Raw genomic sequence first — 23883 nt, 5'->3', positions numbered from 1 at the left:
GTCAGTCCCGCAGCAGCTCCAGAGCCCGCGTCCAGCTGTACGAGCCCGGCACGAAGTCCGCGACCCGCACCCCCATCCGCCGCAGCTTCGCCAGGCTCTCGCCGTAGGCGGGGTGAGCAGCCTGCGCGGCACTCAGGCACGGCTGCACGGCCACCGGGATGCCCCAGCCGTAGGACTCGCAGAGAATCCCGAGCGCAAGCGTGTCCGAGATGCCCGCGACCCACTTGTTGATCGTGTTGAACGTCGCAGGCGACACGACGATGGCGTCCGGATCCGGCAGCGGCCGAGGATCCCCCGGCTTCCGCCAGGCCGAGCGAATCGGATACCCCGTCTGCGCGGCGATCGCGTCAACGTCGATGAACCCGATGGCGTGGGGAGTCGCGACCACCCCCACATCCCACCCCTGCGCCTGCGCGGCCGAGATCAGCTCCCCCACCCCACCAGCCACCCCCGCCGCACACACCACGACATACAGCATCGGCTTCGTCGTCATTCCCAGCGCTCCCCTCTCCCGTCACCGCCGACTCACCACAAGATCGGCATGCACCACCTTCCCAAACGGCTCCGCCACTGCACCCCAACGCCCCTTCGTCAGCTCGTGGACCAGAGCCAACCCCCGATGCCCTTCCTCGTCCTCCCCCGCCACCATCAACGTCGGCATCACCCGCGACCCGTCCCGCACCGCCACCCGGACGGTCCGGTCGGTGACACGGCGGATCGTGACGGTCATCCTCGTCAGGCAGCCGGTCTTGGTGGCGTTCGTGACCAGCTCACTGACGATCGACTCCCCCATGTCGATCAGCTCCGCCAATTCCCACTCCACCAACTTCTCCCGCACCAACCGACGCGCCACAGAAGCCGATTCCGGCAGGTAGGGAAGGCGGGCCGTGGCCGGAAGGGGACTCCGGTCGGGCCGACCAACCAACGACAGCTGCAGATGTTGGACGGTCGTCGCACGCTTCGCCTCGGCGGGCTGGCTCATCGCGGGTCACTCCTCAGTCGGGTCGGGGGGCCGAGCGGCTCGCGCTCACCCAATCCCCTTCAGAACCACCCCAAGGACTCCGACCCAGTGACTCCAAGTTGAGGTCAGCACACTCTCTGTGGCCGTACGATCGGATCACGTGTTCAAGGGAGCGAGTAGTGGACCGTCAACCGAACCCGCACCAGGTCATCGCGGGGCTCCTCGACGACCAACGCTTCCTGGCGGCGTGCGCGGCACGCGACATGGGAGCCCTCTTCCGTCTCCTGAACTCCCGTGGCATCAGTACCCGTCGGCTGGCCGCAACCGTCGACATCACCCAAGGCCGGCTCTACGACTACATGAACGGCAAGACCCGCGTGGAGAAACTCGCATTGTTCGAACAGATCTCCGATGCGCTCCACATCCCCGGTCATCTGTTGGGTCTCGCCCGACGGCCGTGGGAGCCACAAGCCTCCGCTGCCAGGCCGCCGGCTCCCGTGTCCCCATGCGCGGCGGCCGACGACGACCTCTCCGCCGTGGAAGCCTTCCGCGTCGCCGACCGGCAAACCGGAGGTGGTCGGCTCTATTCCGCCGTCGTCCGGCACCTGTCCGCGAACGTGGCTCCGCGGCTGGTCGACATCGGCAGCAGCCCTCAGGTGTTCGCCACCGCCTCCGCGCTCACCGAGATGGCAGGGTGGATGGCACACGACTCGGGGCGCGACCGCCTCGCCGCGCACCACTTCACCCGTGCGTTCACTCTGGCCCGAGCGGCGAGCGACCTGCCGCTCGCCGCTCACATCGCCGCCAGTACAAGCCACCTGGCCCTGCATGACGGCGATCCGTCCCTGGCCTCGTACTGGGCCACGATCGGCATCGATCTGGCCCGCCAGGGACCTCACCTGCCGAGCTTGGTGGCCCGGCTGCATGTCATGCGCGCCCGCGCCCTCGCCGCCGCCGGCCAGTTCGGCCCCGCCATCCGCTCGCTCGAACTCGCCCAAGCAGCTCTCGCAGCCCCGGCCGACGAGTCGCATCCGTGGTTGAGCCCGTTCGACCACGCCACTCTCGCCAGCGATTCCGCGCTGATCTTCGCCGACCTGGGACGGCACTCCGACGCCCTCCGATGTGCTGAACAGGCCGTAGCGCTCCGCGAGGAGGGCCGCACGCGTTCGATGGCCTTCAGTCGGATCGCGCTTGCCCGTGCCCACATCCAGTGCGGCAATCTGGACGCTGCGGTCTCGGTCGGCGCCGACCTACTCGCCACCAGCCCCACACTCGGGTCCGTACGAGTCGTCAACCAACTCGACGATCTGGCCGGGCTCCTCGGCAGGCACCGCGACTACAGTCCCGTACAGGAGTACCTGGCACGATTCGATGAAGCGAGCCGGCCCCGGCTGCTCCTGCTCGCCGACATCATCCCGGAGCCACGGGGAGGTTCATCGTGAGGCCCGTACCCACCGATACAGAAGCCTGGAACGCCTACCTCGCCGAGGGCAATGCGAAGCAGGCCCGCAAGCGCGTCTCGGCCGATGTCATCCTGCGCGACGAGCGCGGCCGCGTCCTCACCGTCAACCCGACCTACAAGGACGGCTGGGACCTGCCCGGCGGCATGGCGGAGTCCAACGAGCCGCCCGACCAGGCCGCCGTACGCGAACTGCGCGAGGAACTGGGCCTCGCCATCGTGATCCACGGCCTGCTCGTCGTGGACTGGGTTGCTCCGCACGGGCCTTGGGACGACCAACTCGCCTTCATCTTCGACGCGGGCACCCTATCCCCCGCCCTCACAGCCGCCGTCCGCCCACACGACGATGAGCTCTCCGAAGCCCTCTTCCTCCCGGCCCCCGACGCCGCCGCTCGCCTCCGCCCGCGCCAGCGCCGGCGCCTACGCGCCGCCCTGCGGGCACTCGCCGACAACCGGACCCGCTACCTGCACAACGGAGCAGAGCCATGGCAGATCTGAACCGGCCGATGCCGCGCTGACGATGACGTCGTCGGAGTGGCAGAAGGTGTACCTCCCGACCGAAGGGTGACAACCATGACCGATGATGGCGGCCGGATCTTCCGTGAGGCGTGGATCGCCGGGGTGCGCAAGCACTTCCCCGGCGATCCGAAGCCCGGCTACACCACCCCCTGGGACCAAACGCCCAACTGGGAACGCGCCTCCGCAGCAGCGGTGTTCGGGCAGGTCCGCGACTTCGTCGCCGTCAGCGCGGGCACCACCGCCAAGCTCACCCGCGAGCAGAAGGGCCGCTTCGTCGCCACCTGCTGGATCGCCCAGATCCACAAACACATCGACGACCCCAAGCCCGCCTACGTCGCCGACTGGGACGACCTGCCGAAGTGGCAGCAGGAAACCGATGCCGACATCTTCGAGACCATCGAGCGCGCTGTCTGAACCCCTTCGCCGCGCCGCCCGTAGGTAATTCGTTTGACCTCGGAACGCTGCAACGCTGCACTGTGGCAGGGGCACTGCAAGCCGTGGTGCCGGTTCCAGGGGAGGCAGCGGCAGCAATGCGCATTCGTTCCACGACCGACCAGGACCTCGGTGTCTTCGTCGACACACTGCATGCCGCGTTCGGGCGGTTCCCCGAGACTGCGGCCGAGGACGGTAGCGGGGTCTGGTGGTCGGCGCTCGAGATCGACCGCGGCCTGCTCGCCGTCGCGCCGGACGGGAAGCCGGTGGGTACCGCCTGTGCGTACTCCTTCGAGCTCACGCTGCCCGGTGAGGCCGTCGTCCCGGCCGCGGGCATCAGCTGTGTCGGTGTCCTGCCGTCGCACCGGCGTCAGGGCGTGCTCACCGCGATAATGCGTCACCAGCTCGGGGAGCTGCGGGAGCGGGGGGAGTTCCTGTCCGTCCTGCTGGCGTCGGAGGCGCCGATCTACGGCAGGTTCGGTTACGGCCCGGCGACCTACACGGAGCGGTTGACGGTGTCGCGCCGGCAGGGCGACTTCACTCTCCCTCGGGCGCGTGGGGCAGCCGAGGTGCCTGCGTCCGGCTCGGTCGAGGTGCTGCGGCGTTCGGAGTGCGGCGAGATCCTGGAGGAGGTCTACGACCGGTACCGCCGCGCGCAGCCGGGCGCGTTGTCGCGGCCGCACCGCTGGTGGGCTTCGGGTGCGGGGCAGCCCCCGGTCGCCCGGGCGCCGCGCTATGTCGCCGTCCACCGTGATGTCGACGGCGTTGCGGACGGGTACGCCAGCTACTCGCTCGGCGATGACGCCCTGACGGTCGACGAGACCATCGCCACCGACGACACCGTCCGCACGGCCCTGGCCCGGTTCGTCCTCGACCACGATCTGGTCACCCAGGTGGTGTTCAAACACTTCGCGCCCGAGAACCCGCTGCGCTGGCAGCTGGCGGACTTCAACGCCGGCCAGCTGGGCAACAGCACCGACTGGCTCTGGGTGCGGATCCTGGATGTGCCGCGCGCGCTGACCTCGCGCGGCTGGTTCGGTGACGGGGAGTTGGTCCTCGACGTCGACGACCCGTTCCTCGGCGAGCGGGGCCGCTACCTGCTGACCGTCCGGGACGGCAAGGCCGAGTGCGTTGCGACGGACCGCGAGCCCGATCTGTCCCTGGATGTCCGCGACTTGGGCTCGGTCTATCTCGGCGGCACCGCCCCGAGCACGCTGGTGCGCGCCGGCCACATCCGGGCCAACCGCCCGGGTGCGGTCGCGCTCGCCGACGCCCTCTTCCGCGCCGAGCGACCGCCGCACTGCCTGCACTGGTTCTGATCCGGCACACGCCCGCCGGGCCCCGCCCGCACCAGGGCGGGGCCCGGCGGGCGTGCGGGCGAAGCGGGGGGCTCGTTCGACCGGGCGTTCACGCGTGGGCGCTGATCTGGCCGCCGGCCGAGAGCACGATGTAGACGCCGTTGGCGTCGACTCCGACGTCGTGCCCGTTGGTCTCCAGCGTGCCGTACACCGCGTTGTCGATGCCGAGGATGTCCGCGCGGTACTTGAGCTCGCCGGTCTTGGTGACCTTGACCGTCCAGTCGCCCGCGAGCTTGAACGTGCCCGGGCCCTGGTGCCCGCCGCCCATCCAGGCGTGGACCGTGCCGTCCAGCGAGAGCACGATGAACATGTCGTTGGCGTCGAGTCCGGCGTCGGTGTCCTTCGCGTCCAGCGTGGCGAGGACGTCACCACCGTGGACGATCTTGGCGACGAAGTGCTGGGGGGCGACTTCCCGGATCTCGGCCGTGCTGCCGTCCGGCAGGGTCTGGGTGTGGGCGCCGGGCGCCGGCTTGCCCGGGGCGGTCGCCGTGCCGGTGGGCCGCGCGTCGGGCTTGGCGGCCGTGGTGCCGGTGCCGGGCTTGGCGGCCGGAGGGGCGGTCGGCGCGCTGGGCGCTCCGGGCGTCGTGGCCGTGGCGGCCGGGGACGCCGGGGCGCTGGGCGCGCCGGTTGCCGCGGCCGTGGCGACGGGGGAGGCCGCGCTCGCTGCGCCGGAGCTGCTGCTGCAGGCTGTTGCGGCGGGTACCAGCAGCGCGACGGTCAGGACGGTGCCGGCCAGCGTGCGGGCAGTGGTCGCGCGGCGGGTCGTCGAGAGGGACATGCTGGTTCTCCTGAACGAAGTACGGCTGGGGACGGGCACGTTGCCCGTTCCGTGCCCTGCGGAGATCGGTCGGCGGGCGACGGAGCGGCGTGCACGATCGAAACTAGTCCGAACAGTCGACGGAATGACGCATTCCGTGTCACCGGACTGCAACGCCCGGGCTGCGAACGCCTGAGCTACAACGCCCGGGCTGCGATGCCCGGGCAAGGCCGCACCGATGATCCGGCCTGCCACGCGAACCGGCCGTGCCCGCCCCCGTCATGCTGCGGGGGCGGGCACGGGCCTGTCGGACCGGTCGGTCTCAGCCGATGCTGGAGCCGGTGACGGGGGCGGAGAGTTCGACGGTCTCGCCCTTCAGGCCGGTCTTGACGAACTGCCAGGTGAGGCCGCTGATGACGCCCTTGTCCAGCGGGGCCAGCTTGGCGAACGCCGGCTTGCTGAGGTCGATGTGGGTGGAGTCGCAGGAGGGACACTGGTCCTTCACCGGGACGGTGATGGTCTTGCCCTGGTAGGTCACCTTGACCGAAATGCCCTTGCAGACGGGGTCGTTGTTCGGGTTGGCGGTGGTCCACCAGGAACGCGGGACGGCCACCAGCATCTGCGACGAGGCGTTGATCTGGGTGCCGCACGCACCGTAGCCCGAGTCGGTGTAGTAGGTGGCCTTGCCGGTCATGGGCTTGTTGATCGGGATCGCGGCGCTGGCGGAGCCGGCCGTGAGGGCGATGAGAGCGGCTGCGGCGAGCGGGGCGCCCGCGAGGATCCTGAGGTTCTTGCCGATGGCGCGCATGGTTCGTTCCCTCCGGTTGCAGTGCTGGGAAAGCCTGGCTGCTTGTTTTCCTGGCGTTATCTTCATGGGCATGACAGGTCGAAGTCGCCATGTCTGCGCGGCAGTTCGGCGACCCGATGCCCACCCTTGCGAAGGGAACGTATGCGCTCCTCCTCGGCGTGGTCCAGACCTCCACAATGTTGGCATGAACACAAGGCAAGGATCTTTACGAATGCGGCCGAAGGGGCGAAGATGCGTGACCACTCCGCCACGCAGGGTGTTGACAGGCCGTCACCCACCTGACTGTCCCGTACGCACCCGCCCCGGAGGTCCCGTCACATGCGCACCGCTCTCGCCGCCCTGCTCCTCGGCGTCGCCCTGGCCCCGGCCGTCCTGGCCCCGGCCGCCATTGCCGCCGGCGCGCCCCGCGAGGTGAACCAGGGCTACAGCATCCCGGTCGGCGGCGTGACCGACCTCGGTGCGCTGCCTGTCCTCGGCGGCCTCGGGCTGGACTTCGCCCGACTCCTCGGACAGTGACCGCCGGCAGTCACCGAAGGTAACTTCCGTACGGCTCCGGGCAGGCGTCAGCCCCGGCGCGGGAACCGCCCGCGCCGGCCCGGATCACTTCCGCTCCGCACCTGGGCACCTCCCGCACCGGCACCACAGGGCCGACCTCCCGCCCACGGCGCGCCCGCCATCCGTCATCCTCCGCAACGGGCGGCAATGGGCCGCAACAGGCCGCAAGGAACCGCAAGCAGCCGCAATGAAGCGGCAACACCCGTTCCCACCAGCCAAGATGGTGATTGACAGCGGCCTGCGCGCTTCAGCACGATGAGCACCGAGCCCACTCGCAGCGAGCCGGAAAGGAGGGGCCGATGCACACCGTCGTCCGCCCCGTTCCCCGCCGCTGCCCGCGCCGTTGTTGTCGCGGCGCGCTCGCGTTCTGACCGTCCGCCAGTCCGGACCGGCCCCTCCCGCACTCCTCGCCCCGCGCTGCGCCGTGCGACCGTGCCTGCCGCGCCAGGCACCACCCACACACCACTCTCAGTCACCACACTCCCCGAAAGGGCTCCGCCATGACCACCACCGCCCACACCACCGCCCACACCACCCCCACCACCGCCCACACCGCCCTCAGCCTCACCCCCGTCGCCGGCCGCATCGGCGCGATCGTGCACGGCATACGCCTCGGCGGCGACCTCCCCGCCGAGACCGTCGCCGCCCTCGAGGCCGCCCTGTACGAGCACAAGGTGCTCTTCTTCCGCGGCCAGCAACACCTGGACGACGCCGGGCAGGAGGCCTTCGCCCGGCTCCTCGGCCACCCGGTCGGCCACCCCACCGTGCCCAGCGCGGACGGGCGTTACATCTTCGAGCTGGACGCCACCAAGGGCGTGCGCGCCAACAACTGGCACACCGATGTCACCTTCGTCCCGTCGTACCCGAAGGCCTCCATCCTGCGCGCCCTGGAGGTCCCGGCGGCCGGCGGCAGCACCGTCTGGGCCAACACCGCGGCTGCCTACCGGGACCTGCCGGCGCCGTTGAAGGCGCTCGCCGAGAGCCTGCGCGCCGTCCACACGAACGACTACGACTACGCCGCCCGGCTCGCCCTGCGCCCGGAGCTGGCGGACAACGCCGAGGTCGCGAAGCTGTTCCGGGACGTCTTCGTCTCCACGGCCTTCAAGACCGAGCACCCGGTGGTCCGGGTCCACCCGGTGACCGGCGAGAAGACCCTCTTGCTGGGCGCGTTCGCGCAGCGCATTCAACTTCTCTCGGGCGACGACAGCAAGGCGCTGATCGACCTCTTCCAGCGCTACGTCGAGCGGCTGGAGAACACCGTCCGCTGGGACTGGCAGGTCGGCGACGTGGCGATCTGGGACAACCGCGCCACCCAGCACTACGCGGTCGCGGACTACGGCGACGAGCCGCGGCTGGTGCGCCGGATCACGCTGGACGGCGACCTGCCGGTCGGCGTGGACGGCGTCCCGAGCCGTCTGCTGGAGCCGGCCGACCCGCCGCGGGTGCCGGGTCTGGTGCCCGCCGAGTCGCTTGCATCCAACTGATCTGCGGCACAAGGGCAGCGGCGTAGCCACCGCGCTGCCCACCGGCGACGACTGCCGGGATGCCGACGCCGCCACCGTCCTGCGCACGGTGCTCGACCGCAGGCCGATCGCCCACACGCTGGTGGCCGTCGGCACCCCGGTGCTCGGCGAGCCGTATGCGCGGCCGGTCCACGCGCCGGCCCGCCACCTCTGACCGCCTCACCACTCCCAGGGACCGCCATGACCGCGCTCACCCGTCCCCCCGCCCCGAGCCGCCGCGCCCTGTTGCGCGCGGGCCTCGCCGGTGCCGGCCTGCTGACGCTCGCGGCCTGCCGGTCCGCCGTCGACGAGGCCGCGAACGCCGCCAGTGCCGGCGACGCGGCCGACGCCGTGGACACCCCCCGCAAGGGCGGCGTCCTCTCCGTCGCCACCGGCATCGACTTCACGCCGAGCCTGCTCTTCGCCCAGAGCGCCAACACCCTCGTCCAGCGCCTCGTCTTCAACACCCTCACCAGATACGACGACCGGCTCCGGCCGCAGCCCGAACTCGCCACCGCCTGGGAGGTCGCGCCGGACGGCACCAGCGTCACGCTCAAGCTCCGCGAGGACGTCACCTTCCACAGCGGCCGCCGGTTCACCGCCGACGACGTGGTCTTCGCGGTCAGGAACCTCCAGAACCCAGCCCGCTCGGCCCAGTTGCGCTCGACCGCCGCCACCGTCACCGATTTCCGCAAGAACGGCGACTTCGAGCTGACCCTGGTGCTCGCCCACCCGGTCAGCAATCTCTTCGACCTCTTCGAATTCATGATCATCCCGGACTCCGGCACCGTCGAGGACGCCGTCTCCGGCACCAGGCTGATCGGCACCGGCCCGTTCACCCTCACCGACCGCAAGCCCGGCTCCTCGCTCACCTTCGCCCGCAACGACGCGTACTGGAACCCCGGCCGGCCGTACCTCGACGGCGTGGAGATCCGGATCGTCCCGCAGGCCGAGTCCCTGCTGTCCTCACTCAAGACCGGCCAGACCCACCTGTCGTACAACGTCCGCGGCCAGGACGTCGCCGGCCTCCGCGGCGACCCGCGGTTCCGGATCAAGCAGTACGACACCGGTTCCGGCGCCTCCTACATCGGCGTCAACGTCAGCGCCGAGCACGTCGGCGACAAGCGCGTGCGCCAGGCCATCGCCTGGGCCGTCGACCGCGAGCGCTTCGTCCAGCAGGCCCTCGGCGGCTACGGCAGCGTCTCCTCCGTGCCCTGGCCCCCGTCCTCCCCCGCCTACACCGAGGCCGGCGCCACCCACTACCGCCACGATCCACAGAAGGCGCGCGCCCTGCTCAAGGAGGTCGGCCTGGAGCGGATCACCCTGCCCTTCGCCCACTCCAGCGAGCCCGGTGCGACGGCCGTCGCCCAGATCCTGCAGTACGACCTCCAGCAGGTCGGCATCGACACGGTGCTCCAGCCCACCGACTCACCGACCATGCAGAAGCAGCTCATCTCCCAGTCCATGCCCGCCCTGTGGACGCTCAGCCACGGCTTCGCCCAGCTCCACCCGGCCACCCTCGCGGTGAGCGCCTACCCGTTCAACGAGGCCAAGAACAGCTCGCGTTTCGCCTCCCCCGCCTACACCGACGTGGTGCAGCGGGCCTGGAACCGCGGCGACAGCGACAGTCCCGAGGCCAAGGCCCTCTACCAGCAGATCACCGACGTGCTGCTGGACGAGGAGTTCGTGATCGACCTCGCCATCGCCGGACTGGTCGAGGTCGCGGGCCGCAAGGTCCGCGGCGCCACGCTCAACAAGTTCGGCTACCTCAACCTCGACGACGCCCACCTGACGGCCTGAGCAGGACGGCCCGGTACCCGACCCATGCGCACCTTCCTCCTCAAACGCCTCCCCAGCGGACTGCTGGTCCTGGCCCTCGCCTCCTTCCTCGTCTTCCTCATCCTCCGCCTCATCCCCGGCGACCCGGCCACCTCGCTCGCCGGTCCCGACGCCTCCGCCGCCTCCGTCGAGGCGATCCGCTCCCAACTCGGCCTGGACCGACCGCTGTTCGGCCAGTACGTCAGCTGGCTCGGCCACCTGCTGAGCGGCGACCTCGGGCCGAGCTACGCGATCGGCGGCCAGGTCGCCGACCTGATCGGCGACGGACTCGGCGCCACCACCCAACTCTCCCTCGCCGCGCTGCTGTTGGTGGTGCTGATCGCGCTGCCGCTGGCGGTGGCCGGCGCGACCGCCCGGAGCCGTCCGGTCGCCGCCGCCATCCAGGCGGTCACCACGGCCGTGCTCGCCGTCCCGCCCTTCGTCACCGGCGTCGTGCTGGTCCTGGTGTTCGCCGTCTCGCTCAGGCTGCTCCCGGCCGGCGGCCACGAATCCCTGCTGGACGCACCGGACCTGGCCGTCCAGTACCTGGCGATGCCCGCGCTCTGCCTCGCCCTGCCCAGCGCCGCCGTGCTCGCCCGCTACCTCAAGGACGGCATCGAACGCGCCCTCGCCGAGGACTACGTCCGCACCGCGACCGCGCTCGGCGTCTCCCGGCGGCGGATCGTCTGGCGGCACGCACTGCCCAACGCCCTGCCCTCCGCCGTCACCGTCCTCGGCCTGCAGATCGGCCATCTCATCGCCGGGGCCGTCCTGGTGGAGCGGATCTTCGCCTGGCCGGGCCTCGGCCGGCTGATCGAGCAGGGCGTCGCCCGCCGCGACTACCCGGTGGTACAGGACCTGCTGCTGCTCGTGGTGGCGGTCTACGTCGCCGTCCAACTGCTCACCGACCTCGCGTACGCCTGGCTCGACCCCCGGATCCGTTGGGAGTGACCCGATGACCACCGCCACCCTTCCCCTCACGTCCCCCGCGACGCAGCGCCGTCACCTCTCCGCCCTGCGCACCTGGCGCGGTCTGACCGGCCTCGCCCTGGTCGGCGTGGTCGCGCTCGGCGGGCTGCTCGCACCACTGCTCACCGGCACCGACCCGAACGCCCAGAGCGCGCTCGCCCTGGCCGGCCCGAGCGCCGATCACCCCTTCGGCACCGACGACCTCGGCCGCGACCTGTTCAGCCGGGTGCTGCACGGCATCGGCACCGACCTGGCACTGATCGTCACCGCCGTCCCGGTCGGCGCGCTGCTCGGCTGCTCGGCGGCGCTGCTCGCGGCCACCTCCCGGTGGGCCGACCTCGCCGTCCAGCGGTCCTTCGACCTGCTGCTCGCCTTCCCCGGGCTGATCCTCGCCCTCGCCGTGACCGCCGTCCTCGGCCCGGGCCGCTGGCCGGTGGTGATCGTCGTCGCCCTGGCCGAAATCCCGGGCTTCGGACGCCAGTTGCGGGCCGGGATCCTGGTCCAGCGGGAGCGCGAGTACGCCCTGGCGGCCCGCGTCGGCGGCGCCTCCCGGGCCCGGGTGCTGCTGCGGCACGTGGTGCCCAACGCCGTCGACCCGCTGATCGTGCAGACCGCCGTGGCGCTCTCGCTGGGCGTGTTCATCGAGGGTGCGATGAGCTTCCTGGGCCTCGGGGTCCGTCCGCCGGAGCCCACCCTGGGCAGCATCCTCAGCCAGTCCGTCGCCTACCTGGCCACCGACCCGACCTTCGCGGCCGCCCCGCTGGCCGCCACCACCGCGCTGGTGCTCGGCTTCACGCTGATCGCCGAGGCCCTGAACCGGGGGATCCGCCGATGACCGCCACGCTCCGCGAACCGGACCGCATTCCGGACTTCACCCCGGAGCCCACCCCGGACCGCGCTGTGCTCCAAGTCTCCGGCCTCACCGTCCGGTTCGGCGCCGCCGCTGCCACAGCCGACAGCGCCACCACCGCCGTCGACGCCGTCGACTTCGAGCTCGCGGCGGGCGACACCCTGGGCATCGTCGGCGAGTCCGGCTCCGGCAAGTCCACCACGGCCCTCGCCCTGCTGCGGATGCTGCCGCCCGGCGGCGCAATCACCGCAGGATCGGTCCGACTCGCCGGGCAGGACCTCGCCGCCCTCCCAGAGGAGGCGCTGCGCGCCCTGCGCGGCCGGCGGATCGCCATGGTCTTCCAGGACCCGATGTCCTCACTCAACCCGGTCCTCACCATCGGCCGGCAGCTGGACGAGGCGCTGCGTGCCCACGGCAGCCGGTCACGGAAGGCCGAACGGCTGGCGCGCGCCGCCGAGTTGCTCGACCTGGTCGGCATCCCGGACGCCGCCCGACGGCTGCGCGACCACCCACACCAGTTCTCCGGCGGCCAACGCCAGCGCATCATGATCGCCCTCGCACTGGCCCACGACGCCGAGGTGCTGGTCGCCGACGAGCCGACCACCGCCCTCGACCCGACCGTCCAGCGGCAGATCCTCGGCCTGCTCACCCGGATCAACCGGGAGAGCGGCACCGCGCTGGTGGTGATCAGCCACGACCTCGGCGTGATCGCCCGGACCTGCCGTCGACTGCTGGTCATGCGCCACGGCCGGGTGGTCGAGCGCGGCCTCACCGCCGACCTCCTCACCGCGCCCCGGCACCCGTACACCCGCGAGCTGCTGGCCGCCGTCCCGCGCCTGGACGAACCCTCCCGGGCCGCCGCCAACAGCACCCCTGGCGCCCGACCCCTGCTCACCGTCCGGGGCTTGACCAAGACCTACGGATCCCGGAAGAGCAGTCGGACCGCCCTGCACGGCGTCGACCTCGACCTGCACCCCGGCGAGACGCTGGGCCTGGTCGGCGAGTCCGGCTCCGGGAAGTCCACCCTCGCCCGGGCGCTGGTCCAGGTGCACGCACCCTCGGCGGGCAGCATCCGCTTCCGTGGCGAGGAACCGGGCCGACGGCCGCACCGCGAGGTCCAACTGGTCTTCCAGGACCCGTACTCCTCGCTCAACCCCCGGATGACGGCCGGGCAGATCATCGCCGAGCCGCTGATCGCCCACGGCCTCGGCGATCGCGCCCAACGCGCCGCCCGGGTCGCCGAGTTGCTGACCCAGGTCGGGCTGGATCCGGCCACCGCCGACCGTCACCCACGCGCCTTCTCCGGCGGCCAGCGCCAACGCATCGGCATCGCCCGGGCGTTGGCGCCCGAGCCGAGCGTACTGATCTGCGACGAGCCGGTCTCCGCCCTCGACGTCTCGGTCCAGGCCCAGGTGATCGACCTGCTCGCCCGGCTGCAGCGCGAACTCGGCCTGGCCATCCTCTTCATCGCCCACGACCTGGCCGTCGTCCGCCGGGTCAGCCACCGGATCGCGGTGATGCACCGCGGCCGGATCGTCGAGACCGGCCCGGCCGACCGCGTCGTCACCGCGCCCGAACACCCGTACACCGCCGAGCTCCTGGCCGCCGTCCCGCGCCTGGAGCCCCTACCGGCCGCCACCCGCGCCACCACCCGGAGCAGCATATGACCACCGCACCCGAAGCGAACCCGCACCGCCGCGACCCGTACGCCGGCTTCCCCGGCACCGTCGGCCGCACCTTCCGCGAGTCCACCCCCGCCTGGCCGCAGCGGGTCCGCCCGCGCGAGGGCGCGCCCAACATCGTCGTCGTCCTGATCGACGACATGGGCTACAGCGACATCGGCCCGTTCGGCTCCGAGATCCCCACCCCGACCCTGGACCGGCTCGCCGCCACCGGCGTCAAGCTCGCCAACTACCACACCATGCCGCTCTGCTCCCCCGCCCGGGCGGCCCTGCTCACCGGCCTCAACCCGCACCGGGTCGGCTACTCCTTCGTCGCCAACGCCGACCCGGGCTTCCCCGGCTACGGCATGGAAGTCGCCGGGGACATCCCCACCCTCGCCGAACTGCTCCACGACGCCGGCTACGCCACCTACGCCGTCGGCAAGTGGCACCTCACCCGCGACTCCGCCTCCAACGCCGCCGACGACCGCGCCAACTGGCCGCTACAGAAGGGCTTCGACCAGTACTACGGCGTCCTGGAAGGCCTCACCAGCCTCTTCCACCCGCACCAACTCGTCCGTGACAACAGCCCGTTGGACATCGACGAGTTCCCCGACGACTACTACTACACCGACGACATCACCGACCAGGCCATCAGGATGGTCAAGTCGCTGCGCGCCCACGACGCCGACAAGCCCTTCTTCCTCTACCTCGCCCACAACGCCGTACACGGCCCGCTGCAGGCCAAGCCCGCGGACCTGGCCCGTCACCAGGGCCGCTACGACGACGGCTGGGACGAGCTGCGCCGCGCCCGTTTCGCCCGCCAGCTCGCCGCCGGCCACTTCCCGGCCGGCACCGAACTGCCCGAGCGCAACTCCGAGGCCGGCTACGAGGTCGACCCCTGGGACGAACTCACCGACGTGCAGAAGAAGTTGTACGCCCGCTACATGGAGGTGTACGCGGCGATGGTCGACAACGTCGACCAGAACCTCGGCCGCCTCACCGACACCCTCGCCGCCCTCGGCGAACTCGACAACACCGTCATCGTGTTCACCAGCGACAACGGCGGCACCGGCGAGGGCGGCGCCGAGGGCACCCGCAGCTACTTCAGCCGCTTCGTCCACCACCCGAACCTCCCCGACGACTGGAACCCGGACGTCGGGCGCGAGATCGACCTCATCGGCGGGCCGCAGAGCCTGGTCCACTACCCGCGCGGCTGGGGCATGGCCTCCAACACCCCGTTCCGCCTCTACAAGGGCCAGACCTACGCGGGCGGCGTCCGCGTACCCTTCGTGCTCTCCTGGCCGGCCGGCCTGCCGCGCGCCGAGGGCGACAGCGGCGTCCGCGCCCAGTACCAGTACGTCACCGACATCCTCCCCACCCTGCTCGAACTCGCGGGCCTGGAACGGCCGTCGGAGCGGCGGGAGCTTCCCGTCCAGGAACTCGACGGCATCAGCTTCGCCGCCGTCCTGCGCGACGGCACGACCCCCAGCACCCACCACGAGCAGTACTGCGAGATGACCGGCAACCGCAGCTACTACCGCGACGGCTGGAAGCTGGTCACCCTGCACCGCCCCGGCACCCCGTACGACGACGGCGAGTGGGCGCTGTACGACCTGCGCACCGACCCGACCGAGATCCACGACGTCGCCGACGAACACCCCGACCTGGTCAAGGAGTTGTCCACCGCCTGGGAGGACGCCGCCTGGCGCGACGGCGTCTTCCCGCTCGCCGACGGCAGCGGCGCCCTCGCCCTGCGCGGCCCCGAGGCGGACCGGCTGCGCCGCCCGGTCACCCTGCTGCCCGGCACTCCCGAGCTGGAGCGCTACCGCTCCTCCCGGCTGATCTCCTTCCGCTCCTTCACCGTCGAGGTCGCGCTCGACGGCTACCGGGCGGGCGACCAGGGCGTCCTGGTCTCGCACGGCGACCAGGGTGGCGGCTACAGCCTCTATGTCGAGGACGGCCGGCTGCGCCTGGCCTACAACCAGTACGGCGAACTGCTGGAGGCCGACGGCGGTCCCCTGCCGGAAGGCACCCGGCTGGTCACCCTGGAAGCCACCGCGGTCGCCGGCCTCGCGTGGGAGTTCCGACTGCTCGTGGACGGCGACGAGGCCGGAACCGAGACCGGCACCGAGGCCGGAACCGGGGCCGGCCGCCTCGGCCCGGTGCACCAGCTGATCGGCATGGCACCGTTCCAGGGCATCAGCGTCGGCATCGACCGCAAGTCCCCGGTCTCCTGGCCGGTGTACGAGCGCCACCGCTCCTTCCGCTACACCGGCGCGCTGAAGTCCGTCACCTACCTGCCCGGCGACCCGGCGCCGTACGACCCGGAGACGGTCGCCCGGGCGCTGCGCGAGGCGGCGGCCGCCTTCGAATAGCACGCGGCAGGACGGATCCCCGGCAGCAGTCCCGGTTCCGCCCACCAAGATCCCCCGATCGGGTTACGCTCGTCCCGCGCGGCGACGACCCCGCGCGACCGACCGAGGGGGGAACGGGTGATCGGGGACCTGCTGCCGGACGTCGTGGCGACCGAGGTGGCGTACGACGACCCGCCGAAGGCCCGGCTGGAGCCGGCGGAGGAGGCGGTCATCGCCAAGGCCGTCGACAAGCGGCGCCGCGAGTTCACCACCGTCCGGCACTGCGCCCGGACCGCCCTCGCCCGGCTCGGCGTCCCCTACCGCCCGCTCGTCCCGGGCCTGCGCGGCGCGCCGAGCTGGCCGGACGGCGTGGTCGGCAGCCTCACCCACTGCGACGGATTCCGCGGGGCGGCCGTGGCCCGGGCCGGCACCCTCGCCTCCGTCGGCATCGACGCCGAGCCCGCGCTGCCGCTGCCGGAAGGCGTCCTGGACGCCATAGCGCTGCCCGTCGAGCAGCGGCGACTCGCCGACCTGGCCGCCGCCCACCCGGGCACCCCGTGGGACCGGATGCTGTTCAGCGCCAAGGAGTCGGTGTACAAGGCGTGGTTCCCGCTGACCGGGCTCTTCCTGGAGTTCAGCGAGGCCGAGCTGGACCTCTCCCCCGACGGCACCTTCACCGCCCGCCTGCTGGTCCCCGGCCCGGTGGTCGGCGGGCGGCGGCTCGACGGCTTCGACGGCCGCTGGGCCGTCCGGGACGGGCTGATCGCCACCGCCATCGCCGTGGAGCCGTAACCCTTGGTCGACCGTCCGTTCACCACCCGGGCATATCCTCGACCCGTGACGGTGACTTACGTGATCGACGGCAGCAGGATCGGCACCCTGGAGGACTTCTGGGACGCCGTCGGGCAGGAGATCGGCGTGGACGGCTACTTCGGCCGCAACCTCGACGCCTTCGCCGACTGCCTGCGCGGCGGCTACGGCACGCCCGACGACGGGGACTGGGTCATCGAGTGGCGCGACCACGAGGTCTCCCGCCGCAACCTCGGCCACCCGGAGACCGCCCGCCAACTGGAGCTGCGGCTGGGCCGCTGCCACCCCACCAACCGCGAGGACGTCGCCGCCGAGCTGGCCGCCGCCCGGGCGGGCAAGGGGCCGACGGTCTTCGACTGGCTGGTGCGGATCATCGAGGAGGAGCACCCGGGCGGCCTGCGGCTCGCGTAGCGCGGGCCCGAGGCCCGAGTGCCGAGCGCCCGGCCTACAGCACGTCCGAGAGCCGGACGAACCGCCGCCCCGCCGCCAGCATCCCCGGCACCGCCGCCGCCACGCCGGGGGCGGTGCCGCCGCCGGGGTGGTTCAGGTGGCCGATCACGATCGCGCCCGGCGGTGCCGACCCGACCTCCTGCCGCACCTGGGAGGCGCTGAGCGTCGCGCCGCCGTCCCCGTTCACGGTGAAGCCGGCGACGCGCTCGCCCAGGTCGGCGACGACCCGGGTGGCGACGTCGTCGTAGTGCGCGGTGCCGGAGCGGAAGAAGCGGGGCGGGTGCCCGAGCAGGTCGGCGAGCTTCCGCGCGTTGCCCGCCACCTCGTCGTACACCGCGCCGACGTCGCGGGTGCCGGCGATGCCGTAGGCGGAGCGGCCGGTGACCGACAGCGGCCGGTGGACGGTGCCGTGGTTGCCGATCTCGAACAGCGGGTCGGCGGCGAGCTGCTCGAACTCGTCCGGGTTGGCGTCGATCCAGCGGGCGTTCAGGAAGAGCGTGGCCGGGACGGCGTTCGCGCGCAGGAAGCCGATCAGCTCGGCGTCGTAGCCGTTGCCGCCGGGGCCGCCGCAGGCATCGAAGGTGAGCGCCGTCGCGCGTTCGCCCTCGGGCAGCTCGGTGATCACCCCGGCGACCTCCAGCCCCCAGTCCGTCGGGGTCACGGCCCCGTACCGGTCGACGACCTCCGCCCGGGTCGGTTCCTTCGCCGGAGCCGGGGTCGGTGCCGGGGTCAGAGCCGGAGTCGGCGCGGGTGTGGGCGCAGCGGTGGGCGGGGCGGTCGCGGCGGCCGTCGGCGCGGCGCCGGCCTCCACGGGTATGCCGCCCGCCGTAGCAGCCGCCGTCGCCGAAGCGGAGGCCGGACCTGAGACCTCCCCGGCGGGGGAGGTCGAGGCCGACCGCGTCCCGCACCCCGCCAGTACGCTTCCGGCCATTACCACGAGCAGCGTCCGCCGACTCACCGCCACGCCCGCCTCCCGACCCATCTGTACTCCTATCAACCGATTACATGACTATGAACCGACCATTCGTCACTCCCCGCAACTCGCCCCGGCCCCCGCCCGGCCCCTCTTCACCGACCCGCCCCGTCCCCGTGGGCCCCGACTCACCCCCGGTTCACTCACCCGGGTAGGCACGCGAGCGACCCGCCCCGCCCCGATCCGGAGACCTCGATGCCGACCGAACCCAGCACCCCGCACCCCGCCCGCCGCGACCTGCTCCGTACCGGCCTCGCCACCGGTGCCGCCACCGCACTCGGCCTCGCCACCACCACCGGCGAGGCCGTCGCCGCACCCGCCGCAGCCCCTACCGCAGCCCCCGACCGCACCCTCACCCTCACCGGCCATCTCGCCACCGGCGCCCCCGACTTCGTCTACCTCCCGGTCGAAGTCCCCGAAGGCGTCCGCGAGATGGCCGTCTCCTACAGCTACGACAAGCCTCCGGTCCCGGCCGGCACCCCAGGCAACTCCTGCGACATCGGCGTCTTCGACGAGCGCGGCACCGACCTCGGCGGCCCCGGCTTCCGCGGTTGGTCCGGCGGCTTCCGCACCGAGTTCAGCCTCTCCCGCTCCGCCGCCACGCCGGGCTACCTCCCCGGCCCGGTCAACCCCGGCACCTGGCACGTCGTCCTGGGCCCGTACCAGATCGCCCCGCAGGGTCTGGACTACCGCGTCCAGGTCACCCTCCGGTTCGGCGCGCCCGGGCCGCAGTTCACCCCGCACTACCCGGCAGAGCGGGCCCGCGGCCGCGGCCGGGCCTGGTACCGGGGCGACTGCCACCTGCACACCGTCCACTCCGACGGGCGGCGCCTGCCCGAGGAGGTCGCGACCGGGGCCCGCGCGGCCGGCCTGGACTTCATCGTCTCCACCGACCACAACACCAGTTCCTCGCACGCCGTCTGGGGCCCACTGGCCGGCCCGGACCTGCTGATCGTCCCGGGCGAGGAGATCACCACCCGCAATGGCCACTGGCTGGCCCTCGGCCTGGAAGGCGGGCAGTTCGTCGACTGGCGCTACCGCTCGCGCGACGAGGAGTTCCCGCGCTTCGTCCGCCAGGTCCACCGCTCCGGCGGCCTGGTCGTGCCCGCGCACCCGTACTGCCCGTACGTCGCCTGCCAGTGGAAGTTCGGCTACGAGCAGGCCGACGCCGTCGAGGTGTGGAACGGCCCCTGGACGTACGACGACGAGTCCGCGGTGGACACCTGGGACGGCCGGCTCGCCGTCGCCCTGCGCGAGGGCCGCTCCTGGCTGCCCGCCCTGGGCAACAGCGACGCACACAGCGAGCCGCAGGTGATCGGCTCCCCGCACAACGTGGTGCTGGCCGAGGACCTCACCCGGGACGCGATCCTCGACGGGCTGCGCGACGGGCGCAGCTGGCTCGCCGAATCCCGGGCCGTCCAACTGGAGTTCACCGTCACCGGGCACGGCCGCCAGGCGGGCATCGGCGAGGAGCTGACCGTCCCGGCCGACGCTCCGCTGGACGTCCGGCTCACCGTCTCCGGGGTGCCCGGCGGGACGGTCCGGCTGGTCACCGACGAGGGGCAGATGCACCAGGAGTCACTGCCCGCGGCCGGCTCCGGCACGGTGGTGTGGCGCACGACGGCCTCGCTCGCCGCGTACGTCCGGGCCGAGGTGCGCCATCCGAAGCCGGACGGCACGCCGGGCAGGGGCAACGCGATGGGCCCGGACCTGCCCTGGGGCCCGATGGCGGCGCTCACCAACCCGATCGTCCTGCGCGCCGAGGAGCACTGACCGCACCGACGGTCGCAGCCACCGGAGCAGCGACCGGAGCAGCCACCGGAGCACCCGCCGAAGCACCGGCAGGGGCACCCGCGGGGGCACCGGAACGACGCGGGCGGGCCACCGCCCGGTCACCGGGCGGCCACCGAGCGCCCGCGGTGCCCGTCCGCGGACCGGGTGGGGGACGACTCGGGGCACCCGTTTGGACTAGGTTGATCTCCGAAACGCATCAGTCGTAGGGACGAGGCGGTCGGCTGTCCGGATATGGACCGACCAGCTCCTTCGCACTCCGACCGCCTCGCCCCGGCTACCCGACCGTCCCCGGCCCGCGAAGGGATCAGCAGCTGTGAACCGTACGACCGAAGGTGGGCCGGAGCTCGGGGGCGGCCGGGGCGCCGGGGGCGTCCTCGTCCTTGTCGACCCGTCCGTGGCCGGGAACAGCCCGGTCGCGGAGCTGCTCGCGCGGGAACTGCGCCTGAGCGTCCACCTGCGGACGGACGACTTCCTGCGGGTCATCCGCAGCGGCCGGCTCCCGCCCCACCTGCCGGAGGCCGGCCGCCAGAACGCCACCGCTCTGGCCGCCGCGGCCCAGGCCGCCTTCGCCTACGCCACCCGCGGCTACCAGGTCGTGGTGGAGTGCCCGGCCGTCCCGGCCGCACTGGACACCTTCCGCCGCGAGAGCCGCGCCACCGGCACCGCGCTCCACTACGTCGTCCTCCATGCCGGCCCGGCCCCGGACGACGCCCCGCACACCCTCGACACCAGCGACCTCACCGACGAGACTGCCGCCGAGACCGTGCTCACCGCCCTCACCCGCCGCACCCACCTCCTCGGCTGGTAGCGCCGCGCCCCGGGTGCCGGCGGCAGTCTCGGCTGGTAACGGCAGTCCCGGCGGGTGGCGCCGTGCCCCGCGTGACTCCGCTACGCCCCCACCACCCCGTCGATCGCCTCCCGCAGGAAGTCGGCGTGCCCGTTGTGCCGGGCGTACTCGTGGATCAGGTGCAGCATCACCAGCCGCAGTGACACGTCGGCGTCCCATCGGGCCTGGTAGCCCGTGACGTCGAGGGTCTCGGCGGCGAGCTCGATGCGGCGGGAGTGCTCGACCTCGGCCTGCCAGCCGGCGAAGGCCTCGGCCCGGGTGGCGTCGGCGGCGTCGTACGAGGCCTGGTAGTCGCTGTCCGACCAGACCAGCGGGAGGTCCTCGCCGTTGATCACCCGGCGGAACCAGGTGCGCTCCACATCCGCCATGTGCCGCACCAGTCCGAGGAGGGACAGCGTGGACGGCGGGCTGGAGCGCTGCCGCAGCTGTTCGTCGCTCAGGCCCTCGCACTTCATGGCGAGGGTCGCCCGGTGGAAGTCCAGGAAGCCGCGCAGCATCTCGCGTTCTCCGCCGGTCAGCGGCGGTACGGGGCGTTCGTCGGGGGTCTTCACGGTGTCGTTCTCCTCATGTCTCGTCAAGATCGCGGGAATCCTCGCGGACTGTAGCGAACCCGGCGCCCGACCGGCAGGGATTTATCTCCCGCCGGTCACAGCCGACCCAACCGACCCAACCGACGCGGCTGACCCGGCTCGACGAGCCGGCCGACCTCACCCGTCGCCGCCCCCGGTCGCGCGGCGGTGTTCCGAGCCCCCTCGGAACACCGCCGCGCCCCTTTCCCGCCAAGCACACCGGCCGATCACGTACCGTGTTCGGACCACCACCGGTTTGGGTACGTACCTCGGCGCGCCCGACGCCCGGGCGCCCACCGAGCAGGAGATCCAGCGGCCCATGGACCACAACCGCATCCCCCCGACCGTGCGCCAGACTTACGGCGCCGGCGATCTGTCCAAAGCCGCCAGTTTCGCAGGCGGATTCATCAACTTCGGCGACTGGCACGGCATCGACCTCACCGCTCCCACCCCCGAGGACCGGGTGCACAGCCAGGAGCAGCTCTACCGACGCGTCCTGGGGGCCTTCCCTGAGCCGCGCGAGCAGCAGCGCCTCGCCGAGGTCGGCTGCGGGCGCGGGCTGGGCGCCGCCCTCGCACTGCGCGAGTTCCGCTTCGCTGCCGTCACCGGCGTCGACATCCACCCCGACCAGGTCGAACGCGCCCGCGCCGTCAACGCCAAGGCCCTGGCCACCTATCCCGACCGGCTCGCCTACGCCCTCGGCTCGGCCGACGAACTCCCGTTCCCCGATTCCTTCCTGGACGGCCTGTACTCCGTCGAGGCCGCCCAGCACTTCCGCGAACTCACCGGCTTCGCCCACGAAGCCGCCCGCGTCCTGCGGCCAGGCGGCCGCCTCGTCGTCACCACCTTCTTCACCGCCCCCGGCCCCGACGCCGCCGAACGCCTGGCCATCCTCCTCGCCAGCTTCGCCGACGGACTGGACGTCGCCCACCCCCTCGACGCCTTCACCGACGACCTCGCGACGGCCGGCTTCTCCGAGGTCACCACCGAGTCGATCGGCGCCGACGTCTGGCCCGGCCTCGACCGCTACCTCACCGGCACCGTCCCCACCGCCCACTGGACCCGCAACTTCCTCCCCGCCTGGCGCGACGGCCTCCTCGACTACCACGTCGTCACCGCCGTCCGCTCCTGAACCGCACCCGCCCGTCACCGACACCCGGTGCGCCGCGACGGCTGCCCGGAGGGCTGCTCACGGTTCCGTGAGCAGCCCTCCGCGGTTTCCGGGCGCGCCCGGCCGGAACCCGGTGCGGTCGCTCAGGCTCGCCGCACCCGTACGCCGCAGTCGGCGATGGCCTTCTCCTGGGCATCGGAGAGCCCGGTGTCCGTCACCAGGTCGTGGACGTCGGCGAGCGGGCAGATCGAGGCGAAGGTGACCCGGCCGACCTTGGTCCGGTCGGCGAGCACGACCGTACGCGCGCTGCTGCGCAGGAACGCCCGGTCGGTCTGAGCCTCCATCTCGTCGTGGGTGGTGCAGCCCTCTTGGGCAGTGAGGCCGTCCACGCCGATGAAGGCGAGGTCGAGGTGGTAGCGCTGGAGCATGCTGTCCGCGGCCGGCCCGACCAGTTCGTAGCTGGCCGACCGGGCGATGCCGCCGATCACGACCAGCCGGATCTCCGGGCGCACGATCAGCTCGGCCGCGATGTTCACGGCGTTGGTGACCACGGTGAGGTTGCCCCGCTCGGCCAAGGCCTTGGCCAGCTCGGTGGTGGTCGTGCCGCCGGTCAGGCCCACCACGGCCCCGTCCGGCACCAGTTCGGCTGCCGCCCGGGCGATCCGGCGCTTCTCCTCCTGCTGCTTCTCACCGCGGTGCCGCAGGGGGACTTCCAGGTTCACCGCTCCCGTCACCGCCCCGCCCCGCGTGCGGTGCAGCAGGCCCTGATCGTGCAGCTCCTGTAGGTCCCGGCGCACGGTCGCGCCCGACACCCCGAGCAGCTCGGCGAGCGCGTGCACGTCGGCGCTTCCGGCCTCGGCGATGTGCGACAGGATCCGGGCGGCACGATCGGCTTTGAGCATGGACGGAGTGTAGGCCAGGCCCGTCAGCCGACCCAACGGGCAGCCCGCGTCCCCCGGTACCCCCGGGGGACCACCGCTCGGTAGAGCCTCCGGTACCGCCCCTCGGTGGCTTCAGAGGCATCGAGAATTCTGCTCAAAGATGACTACAATGTCGAGCATTCGATCAATTCCAAGCACCACCGGGGGCTGTGATCGCCGTGGACCGTGACCGTACTGCCCTGGCCGGCGCCCGCCTGGTCCTGCCCGGCGGCGTCGTCGAGGGCGACCGGCTGGCCGTCGAGGGCGACCGCATCGCGGCCATCGCGAGCGGCGAGCCCGAGCCCGGTGACCTCGACCTGACCGGACACACCGTCGTGCCCGGCTTCGTCGACCTGCACGTCCACGGCGGCGGCGGCGCCTCCTACGCCTCCGGCATCGCCGA

Annotated in this window: 24 protein-coding genes and 1 pseudogene; 18 read left to right on the top strand and 7 right to left on the bottom strand. The window is 72.3% G+C overall.

The features are described from left to right. Position 1 precedes the first annotated feature (1 nt). Complete coding sequence (locus ACZ52J_RS22885) at positions 2-493, bottom strand: flavoprotein (RefSeq protein ID WP_465621232.1); 492 nt, start codon at positions 491-493, stop codon at positions 2-4. Between the two features lie 21 nt (positions 494-514). Then, positions 515-982, bottom strand: coding sequence for an ATP-binding protein (locus ACZ52J_RS22880; RefSeq protein WP_465621230.1), 468 nt, complete (start codon positions 980-982; stop codon positions 515-517). Between the two features lie 158 nt (positions 983-1140). Here ACZ52J_RS22880 and ACZ52J_RS22875 point away from each other — a divergent pair, with 158 nt between their 5' ends. From ACZ52J_RS22875 to ACZ52J_RS22860, 4 genes are all read left to right on the top strand, one after another. Beyond that, a complete protein-coding gene (locus ACZ52J_RS22875) occupies positions 1141-2403 on the top strand; it encodes a helix-turn-helix domain-containing protein (protein WP_465621228.1) in 1263 nt (420 codons plus the stop codon). Then, positions 2400-2918 (top strand): NUDIX domain-containing protein, encoded by a 519-nt coding sequence (locus ACZ52J_RS22870; protein WP_465621226.1) that lies wholly within the window; start codon positions 2400-2402, stop codon positions 2916-2918. The genes ACZ52J_RS22875 and ACZ52J_RS22870 overlap by 4 nt, the downstream gene beginning before the upstream one ends. A gap of 75 nt (positions 2919-2993) precedes the next feature. Next, on the top strand, positions 2994-3353 hold the full coding sequence (locus tag ACZ52J_RS22865) for a hypothetical protein (RefSeq protein WP_465621225.1): 360 nt from the start codon (positions 2994-2996) through the stop codon (positions 3351-3353). 116 nt (positions 3354-3469) lie between these two features. After that, positions 3470-4690, top strand: coding sequence for a GNAT family N-acetyltransferase (locus ACZ52J_RS22860; protein WP_465621223.1), 1221 nt, complete (start codon positions 3470-3472; stop codon positions 4688-4690). 88 nt (positions 4691-4778) lie between these two features. On the opposite strand, the gene ACZ52J_RS22855 is transcribed toward ACZ52J_RS22860, so the two are convergent. Both ACZ52J_RS22855 and ACZ52J_RS22850 read right to left on the bottom strand, forming a co-directional pair. After that, positions 4779-5507 (bottom strand): hypothetical protein, encoded by a 729-nt coding sequence (locus ACZ52J_RS22855; protein WP_465621221.1) that lies wholly within the window; start codon positions 5505-5507, stop codon positions 4779-4781. A gap of 301 nt (positions 5508-5808) precedes the next feature. Beyond that, positions 5809-6294 carry a cysteine/serine endopeptidase inhibitor gene (locus tag ACZ52J_RS22850; RefSeq protein ID WP_465621219.1) on the bottom strand — a complete coding sequence of 162 codons (486 nt, stop codon included), beginning with the start codon at positions 6292-6294 and terminating at the stop codon, positions 5809-5811. Positions 6295-6612: 318 nt separating this feature from the next. On the opposite strand from ACZ52J_RS22850, the gene ACZ52J_RS22845 reads away from it, so the two are divergent. The 10 genes from ACZ52J_RS22845 to ACZ52J_RS22800 all read left to right on the top strand — a co-directional run bounded on the left by ACZ52J_RS22845 (position 6613) and on the right by ACZ52J_RS22800 (position 17227). Next, a complete protein-coding gene (locus tag ACZ52J_RS22845) occupies positions 6613-6810 on the top strand; it encodes a hypothetical protein (RefSeq protein WP_465621217.1) in 198 nt (65 codons plus the stop codon). A gap of 539 nt (positions 6811-7349) precedes the next feature. Then, positions 7350-8333: a TauD/TfdA dioxygenase family protein gene (locus ACZ52J_RS22840; protein ID WP_465621215.1), complete on the top strand. Its 984-nt coding sequence runs from the start codon at positions 7350-7352 to the stop codon at positions 8331-8333. Continuing rightward, positions 8320-8526 carry a hypothetical protein gene (locus ACZ52J_RS22835; protein WP_465621213.1) on the top strand — a complete coding sequence of 69 codons (207 nt, stop codon included), beginning with the start codon at positions 8320-8322 and terminating at the stop codon, positions 8524-8526. The genes ACZ52J_RS22840 and ACZ52J_RS22835 overlap by 14 nt, the downstream gene beginning before the upstream one ends. A gap of 26 nt (positions 8527-8552) precedes the next feature. Beyond that, positions 8553-10151 carry an ABC transporter substrate-binding protein gene (locus ACZ52J_RS22830; RefSeq protein WP_465621211.1) on the top strand — a complete coding sequence of 533 codons (1599 nt, stop codon included), beginning with the start codon at positions 8553-8555 and terminating at the stop codon, positions 10149-10151. A gap of 24 nt (positions 10152-10175) precedes the next feature. Beyond that, positions 10176-11120 carry an ABC transporter permease gene (locus tag ACZ52J_RS22825; RefSeq protein ID WP_465621209.1) on the top strand — a complete coding sequence of 315 codons (945 nt, stop codon included), beginning with the start codon at positions 10176-10178 and terminating at the stop codon, positions 11118-11120. Positions 11121-11124: 4 nt separating this feature from the next. After that, complete coding sequence (locus ACZ52J_RS22820) at positions 11125-11973, top strand: ABC transporter permease (RefSeq protein WP_465621207.1); 849 nt, start codon at positions 11125-11127, stop codon at positions 11971-11973. Further along, complete coding sequence (locus ACZ52J_RS22815) at positions 11970-13655, top strand: ABC transporter ATP-binding protein (RefSeq protein ID WP_465621206.1); 1686 nt, start codon at positions 11970-11972, stop codon at positions 13653-13655. Before ACZ52J_RS22820 ends, ACZ52J_RS22815 begins: the two co-directional genes overlap by 4 nt. Beyond that, positions 13652-16027: an arylsulfatase gene (locus tag ACZ52J_RS22810; protein ID WP_465621204.1), complete on the top strand. Its 2376-nt coding sequence runs from the start codon at positions 13652-13654 to the stop codon at positions 16025-16027. The genes ACZ52J_RS22815 and ACZ52J_RS22810 overlap by 4 nt, the downstream gene beginning before the upstream one ends. A 117-nt stretch (positions 16028-16144) precedes the next feature. Then, on the top strand, positions 16145-16798 hold the full coding sequence (locus tag ACZ52J_RS22805; protein ID WP_465621203.1) for a 4'-phosphopantetheinyl transferase family protein: 654 nt from the start codon (positions 16145-16147) through the stop codon (positions 16796-16798). Between the two features lie 45 nt (positions 16799-16843). Continuing rightward, the gene (locus ACZ52J_RS22800) at positions 16844-17227 is read left to right on the top strand and encodes a barstar family protein (RefSeq protein WP_465621201.1); all 384 of its coding nucleotides are present in this window, start codon (positions 16844-16846) and stop codon (positions 17225-17227) included. A gap of 34 nt (positions 17228-17261) precedes the next feature. On the opposite strand, the gene ACZ52J_RS22795 is transcribed toward ACZ52J_RS22800, so the two are convergent. Then, positions 17262-18077: a polysaccharide deacetylase family protein gene (locus ACZ52J_RS22795; protein WP_465621200.1), complete on the bottom strand. Its 816-nt coding sequence runs from the start codon at positions 18075-18077 to the stop codon at positions 17262-17264. A gap of 357 nt (positions 18078-18434) precedes the next feature. Between ACZ52J_RS22795 and ACZ52J_RS22790 the strand changes: the two genes are divergently transcribed. Beyond that, positions 18435-20012, top strand: a complete 1578-nt coding sequence (locus tag ACZ52J_RS22790; RefSeq protein WP_465621198.1) for a CehA/McbA family metallohydrolase — start codon at positions 18435-18437, stop codon at positions 20010-20012. A gap of 334 nt (positions 20013-20346) precedes the next feature. After that, a complete protein-coding gene (locus ACZ52J_RS22785) occupies positions 20347-20841 on the top strand; it encodes a hypothetical protein (protein WP_465621196.1) in 495 nt (164 codons plus the stop codon). 80 nt (positions 20842-20921) lie between these two features. Here the strand turns inward: ACZ52J_RS22785 and ACZ52J_RS22780 are convergent, their stop codons facing one another. Further along, positions 20922-21377 carry a DinB family protein gene (locus ACZ52J_RS22780; protein WP_360509176.1) on the bottom strand — a complete coding sequence of 152 codons (456 nt, stop codon included), beginning with the start codon at positions 21375-21377 and terminating at the stop codon, positions 20922-20924. Positions 21378-21705: 328 nt separating this feature from the next. On the opposite strand from ACZ52J_RS22780, the gene ACZ52J_RS22775 reads away from it, so the two are divergent. Beyond that, a complete protein-coding gene (locus tag ACZ52J_RS22775; protein ID WP_465621194.1) occupies positions 21706-22581 on the top strand; it encodes a class I SAM-dependent methyltransferase in 876 nt (291 codons plus the stop codon). A 122-nt stretch (positions 22582-22703) separates the two neighbouring features. Here the strand turns inward: ACZ52J_RS22775 and ACZ52J_RS22770 are convergent, their stop codons facing one another. After that, positions 22704-23462 carry a DeoR/GlpR family DNA-binding transcription regulator gene (locus tag ACZ52J_RS22770; RefSeq protein ID WP_465621192.1) on the bottom strand — a complete coding sequence of 253 codons (759 nt, stop codon included), beginning with the start codon at positions 23460-23462 and terminating at the stop codon, positions 22704-22706. A gap of 191 nt (positions 23463-23653) precedes the next feature. Here ACZ52J_RS22770 and ACZ52J_RS22765 point away from each other — a divergent pair. Further along, a pseudogene (locus ACZ52J_RS22765) lies at positions 23654-23883 on the top strand (N-acetylglucosamine-6-phosphate deacetylase); the annotation flags it as partial.

The sequence above is a fragment of the Kitasatospora sp. NPDC034035 genome (assembly GCF_055575755.1).
Note: the sequence above shows the minus strand (reverse complement) of the source record. Positions and strands in the feature narration are given on the sequence as shown.

Coding starts and splice junctions, on each gene's coding strand:
- ACZ52J_RS22885 (WP_465621232.1), bottom strand. CDS start 493: ATGACGACGAAGCCGATGCTGTATGTCGTGGTGTGTGCGGCGGGGGTG.
- ACZ52J_RS22880 (WP_465621230.1), bottom strand. CDS start 982: ATGAGCCAGCCCGCCGAGGCGAAGCGTGCGACGACCGTCCAACATCTG.
- ACZ52J_RS22865 (WP_465621225.1), top strand. CDS start 2,994: ATGACCGATGATGGCGGCCGGATCTTCCGTGAGGCGTGGATCGCCGGG.
- ACZ52J_RS22860 (WP_465621223.1), top strand. CDS start 3,470: ATGCGCATTCGTTCCACGACCGACCAGGACCTCGGTGTCTTCGTCGAC.
- ACZ52J_RS22855 (WP_465621221.1), bottom strand. CDS start 5,507: ATGTCCCTCTCGACGACCCGCCGCGCGACCACTGCCCGCACGCTGGCC.
- ACZ52J_RS22850 (WP_465621219.1), bottom strand. CDS start 6,294: ATGCGCGCCATCGGCAAGAACCTCAGGATCCTCGCGGGCGCCCCGCTC.
- ACZ52J_RS22845 (WP_465621217.1), top strand. CDS start 6,613: ATGCGCACCGCTCTCGCCGCCCTGCTCCTCGGCGTCGCCCTGGCCCCG.
- ACZ52J_RS22840 (WP_465621215.1), top strand. CDS start 7,350: ATGACCACCACCGCCCACACCACCGCCCACACCACCCCCACCACCGCC.
- ACZ52J_RS22830 (WP_465621211.1), top strand. CDS start 8,553: ATGACCGCGCTCACCCGTCCCCCCGCCCCGAGCCGCCGCGCCCTGTTG.
- ACZ52J_RS22825 (WP_465621209.1), top strand. CDS start 10,176: ATGCGCACCTTCCTCCTCAAACGCCTCCCCAGCGGACTGCTGGTCCTG.
- ACZ52J_RS22820 (WP_465621207.1), top strand. CDS start 11,125: ATGACCACCGCCACCCTTCCCCTCACGTCCCCCGCGACGCAGCGCCGT.
- ACZ52J_RS22815 (WP_465621206.1), top strand. CDS start 11,970: ATGACCGCCACGCTCCGCGAACCGGACCGCATTCCGGACTTCACCCCG.
- ACZ52J_RS22810 (WP_465621204.1), top strand. CDS start 13,652: ATGACCACCGCACCCGAAGCGAACCCGCACCGCCGCGACCCGTACGCC.
- ACZ52J_RS22790 (WP_465621198.1), top strand. CDS start 18,435: ATGCCGACCGAACCCAGCACCCCGCACCCCGCCCGCCGCGACCTGCTC.
- ACZ52J_RS22780 (WP_360509176.1), bottom strand. CDS start 21,377: ATGCTGCGCGGCTTCCTGGACTTCCACCGGGCGACCCTCGCCATGAAG.
- ACZ52J_RS22770 (WP_465621192.1), bottom strand. CDS start 23,462: ATGCTCAAAGCCGATCGTGCCGCCCGGATCCTGTCGCACATCGCCGAG.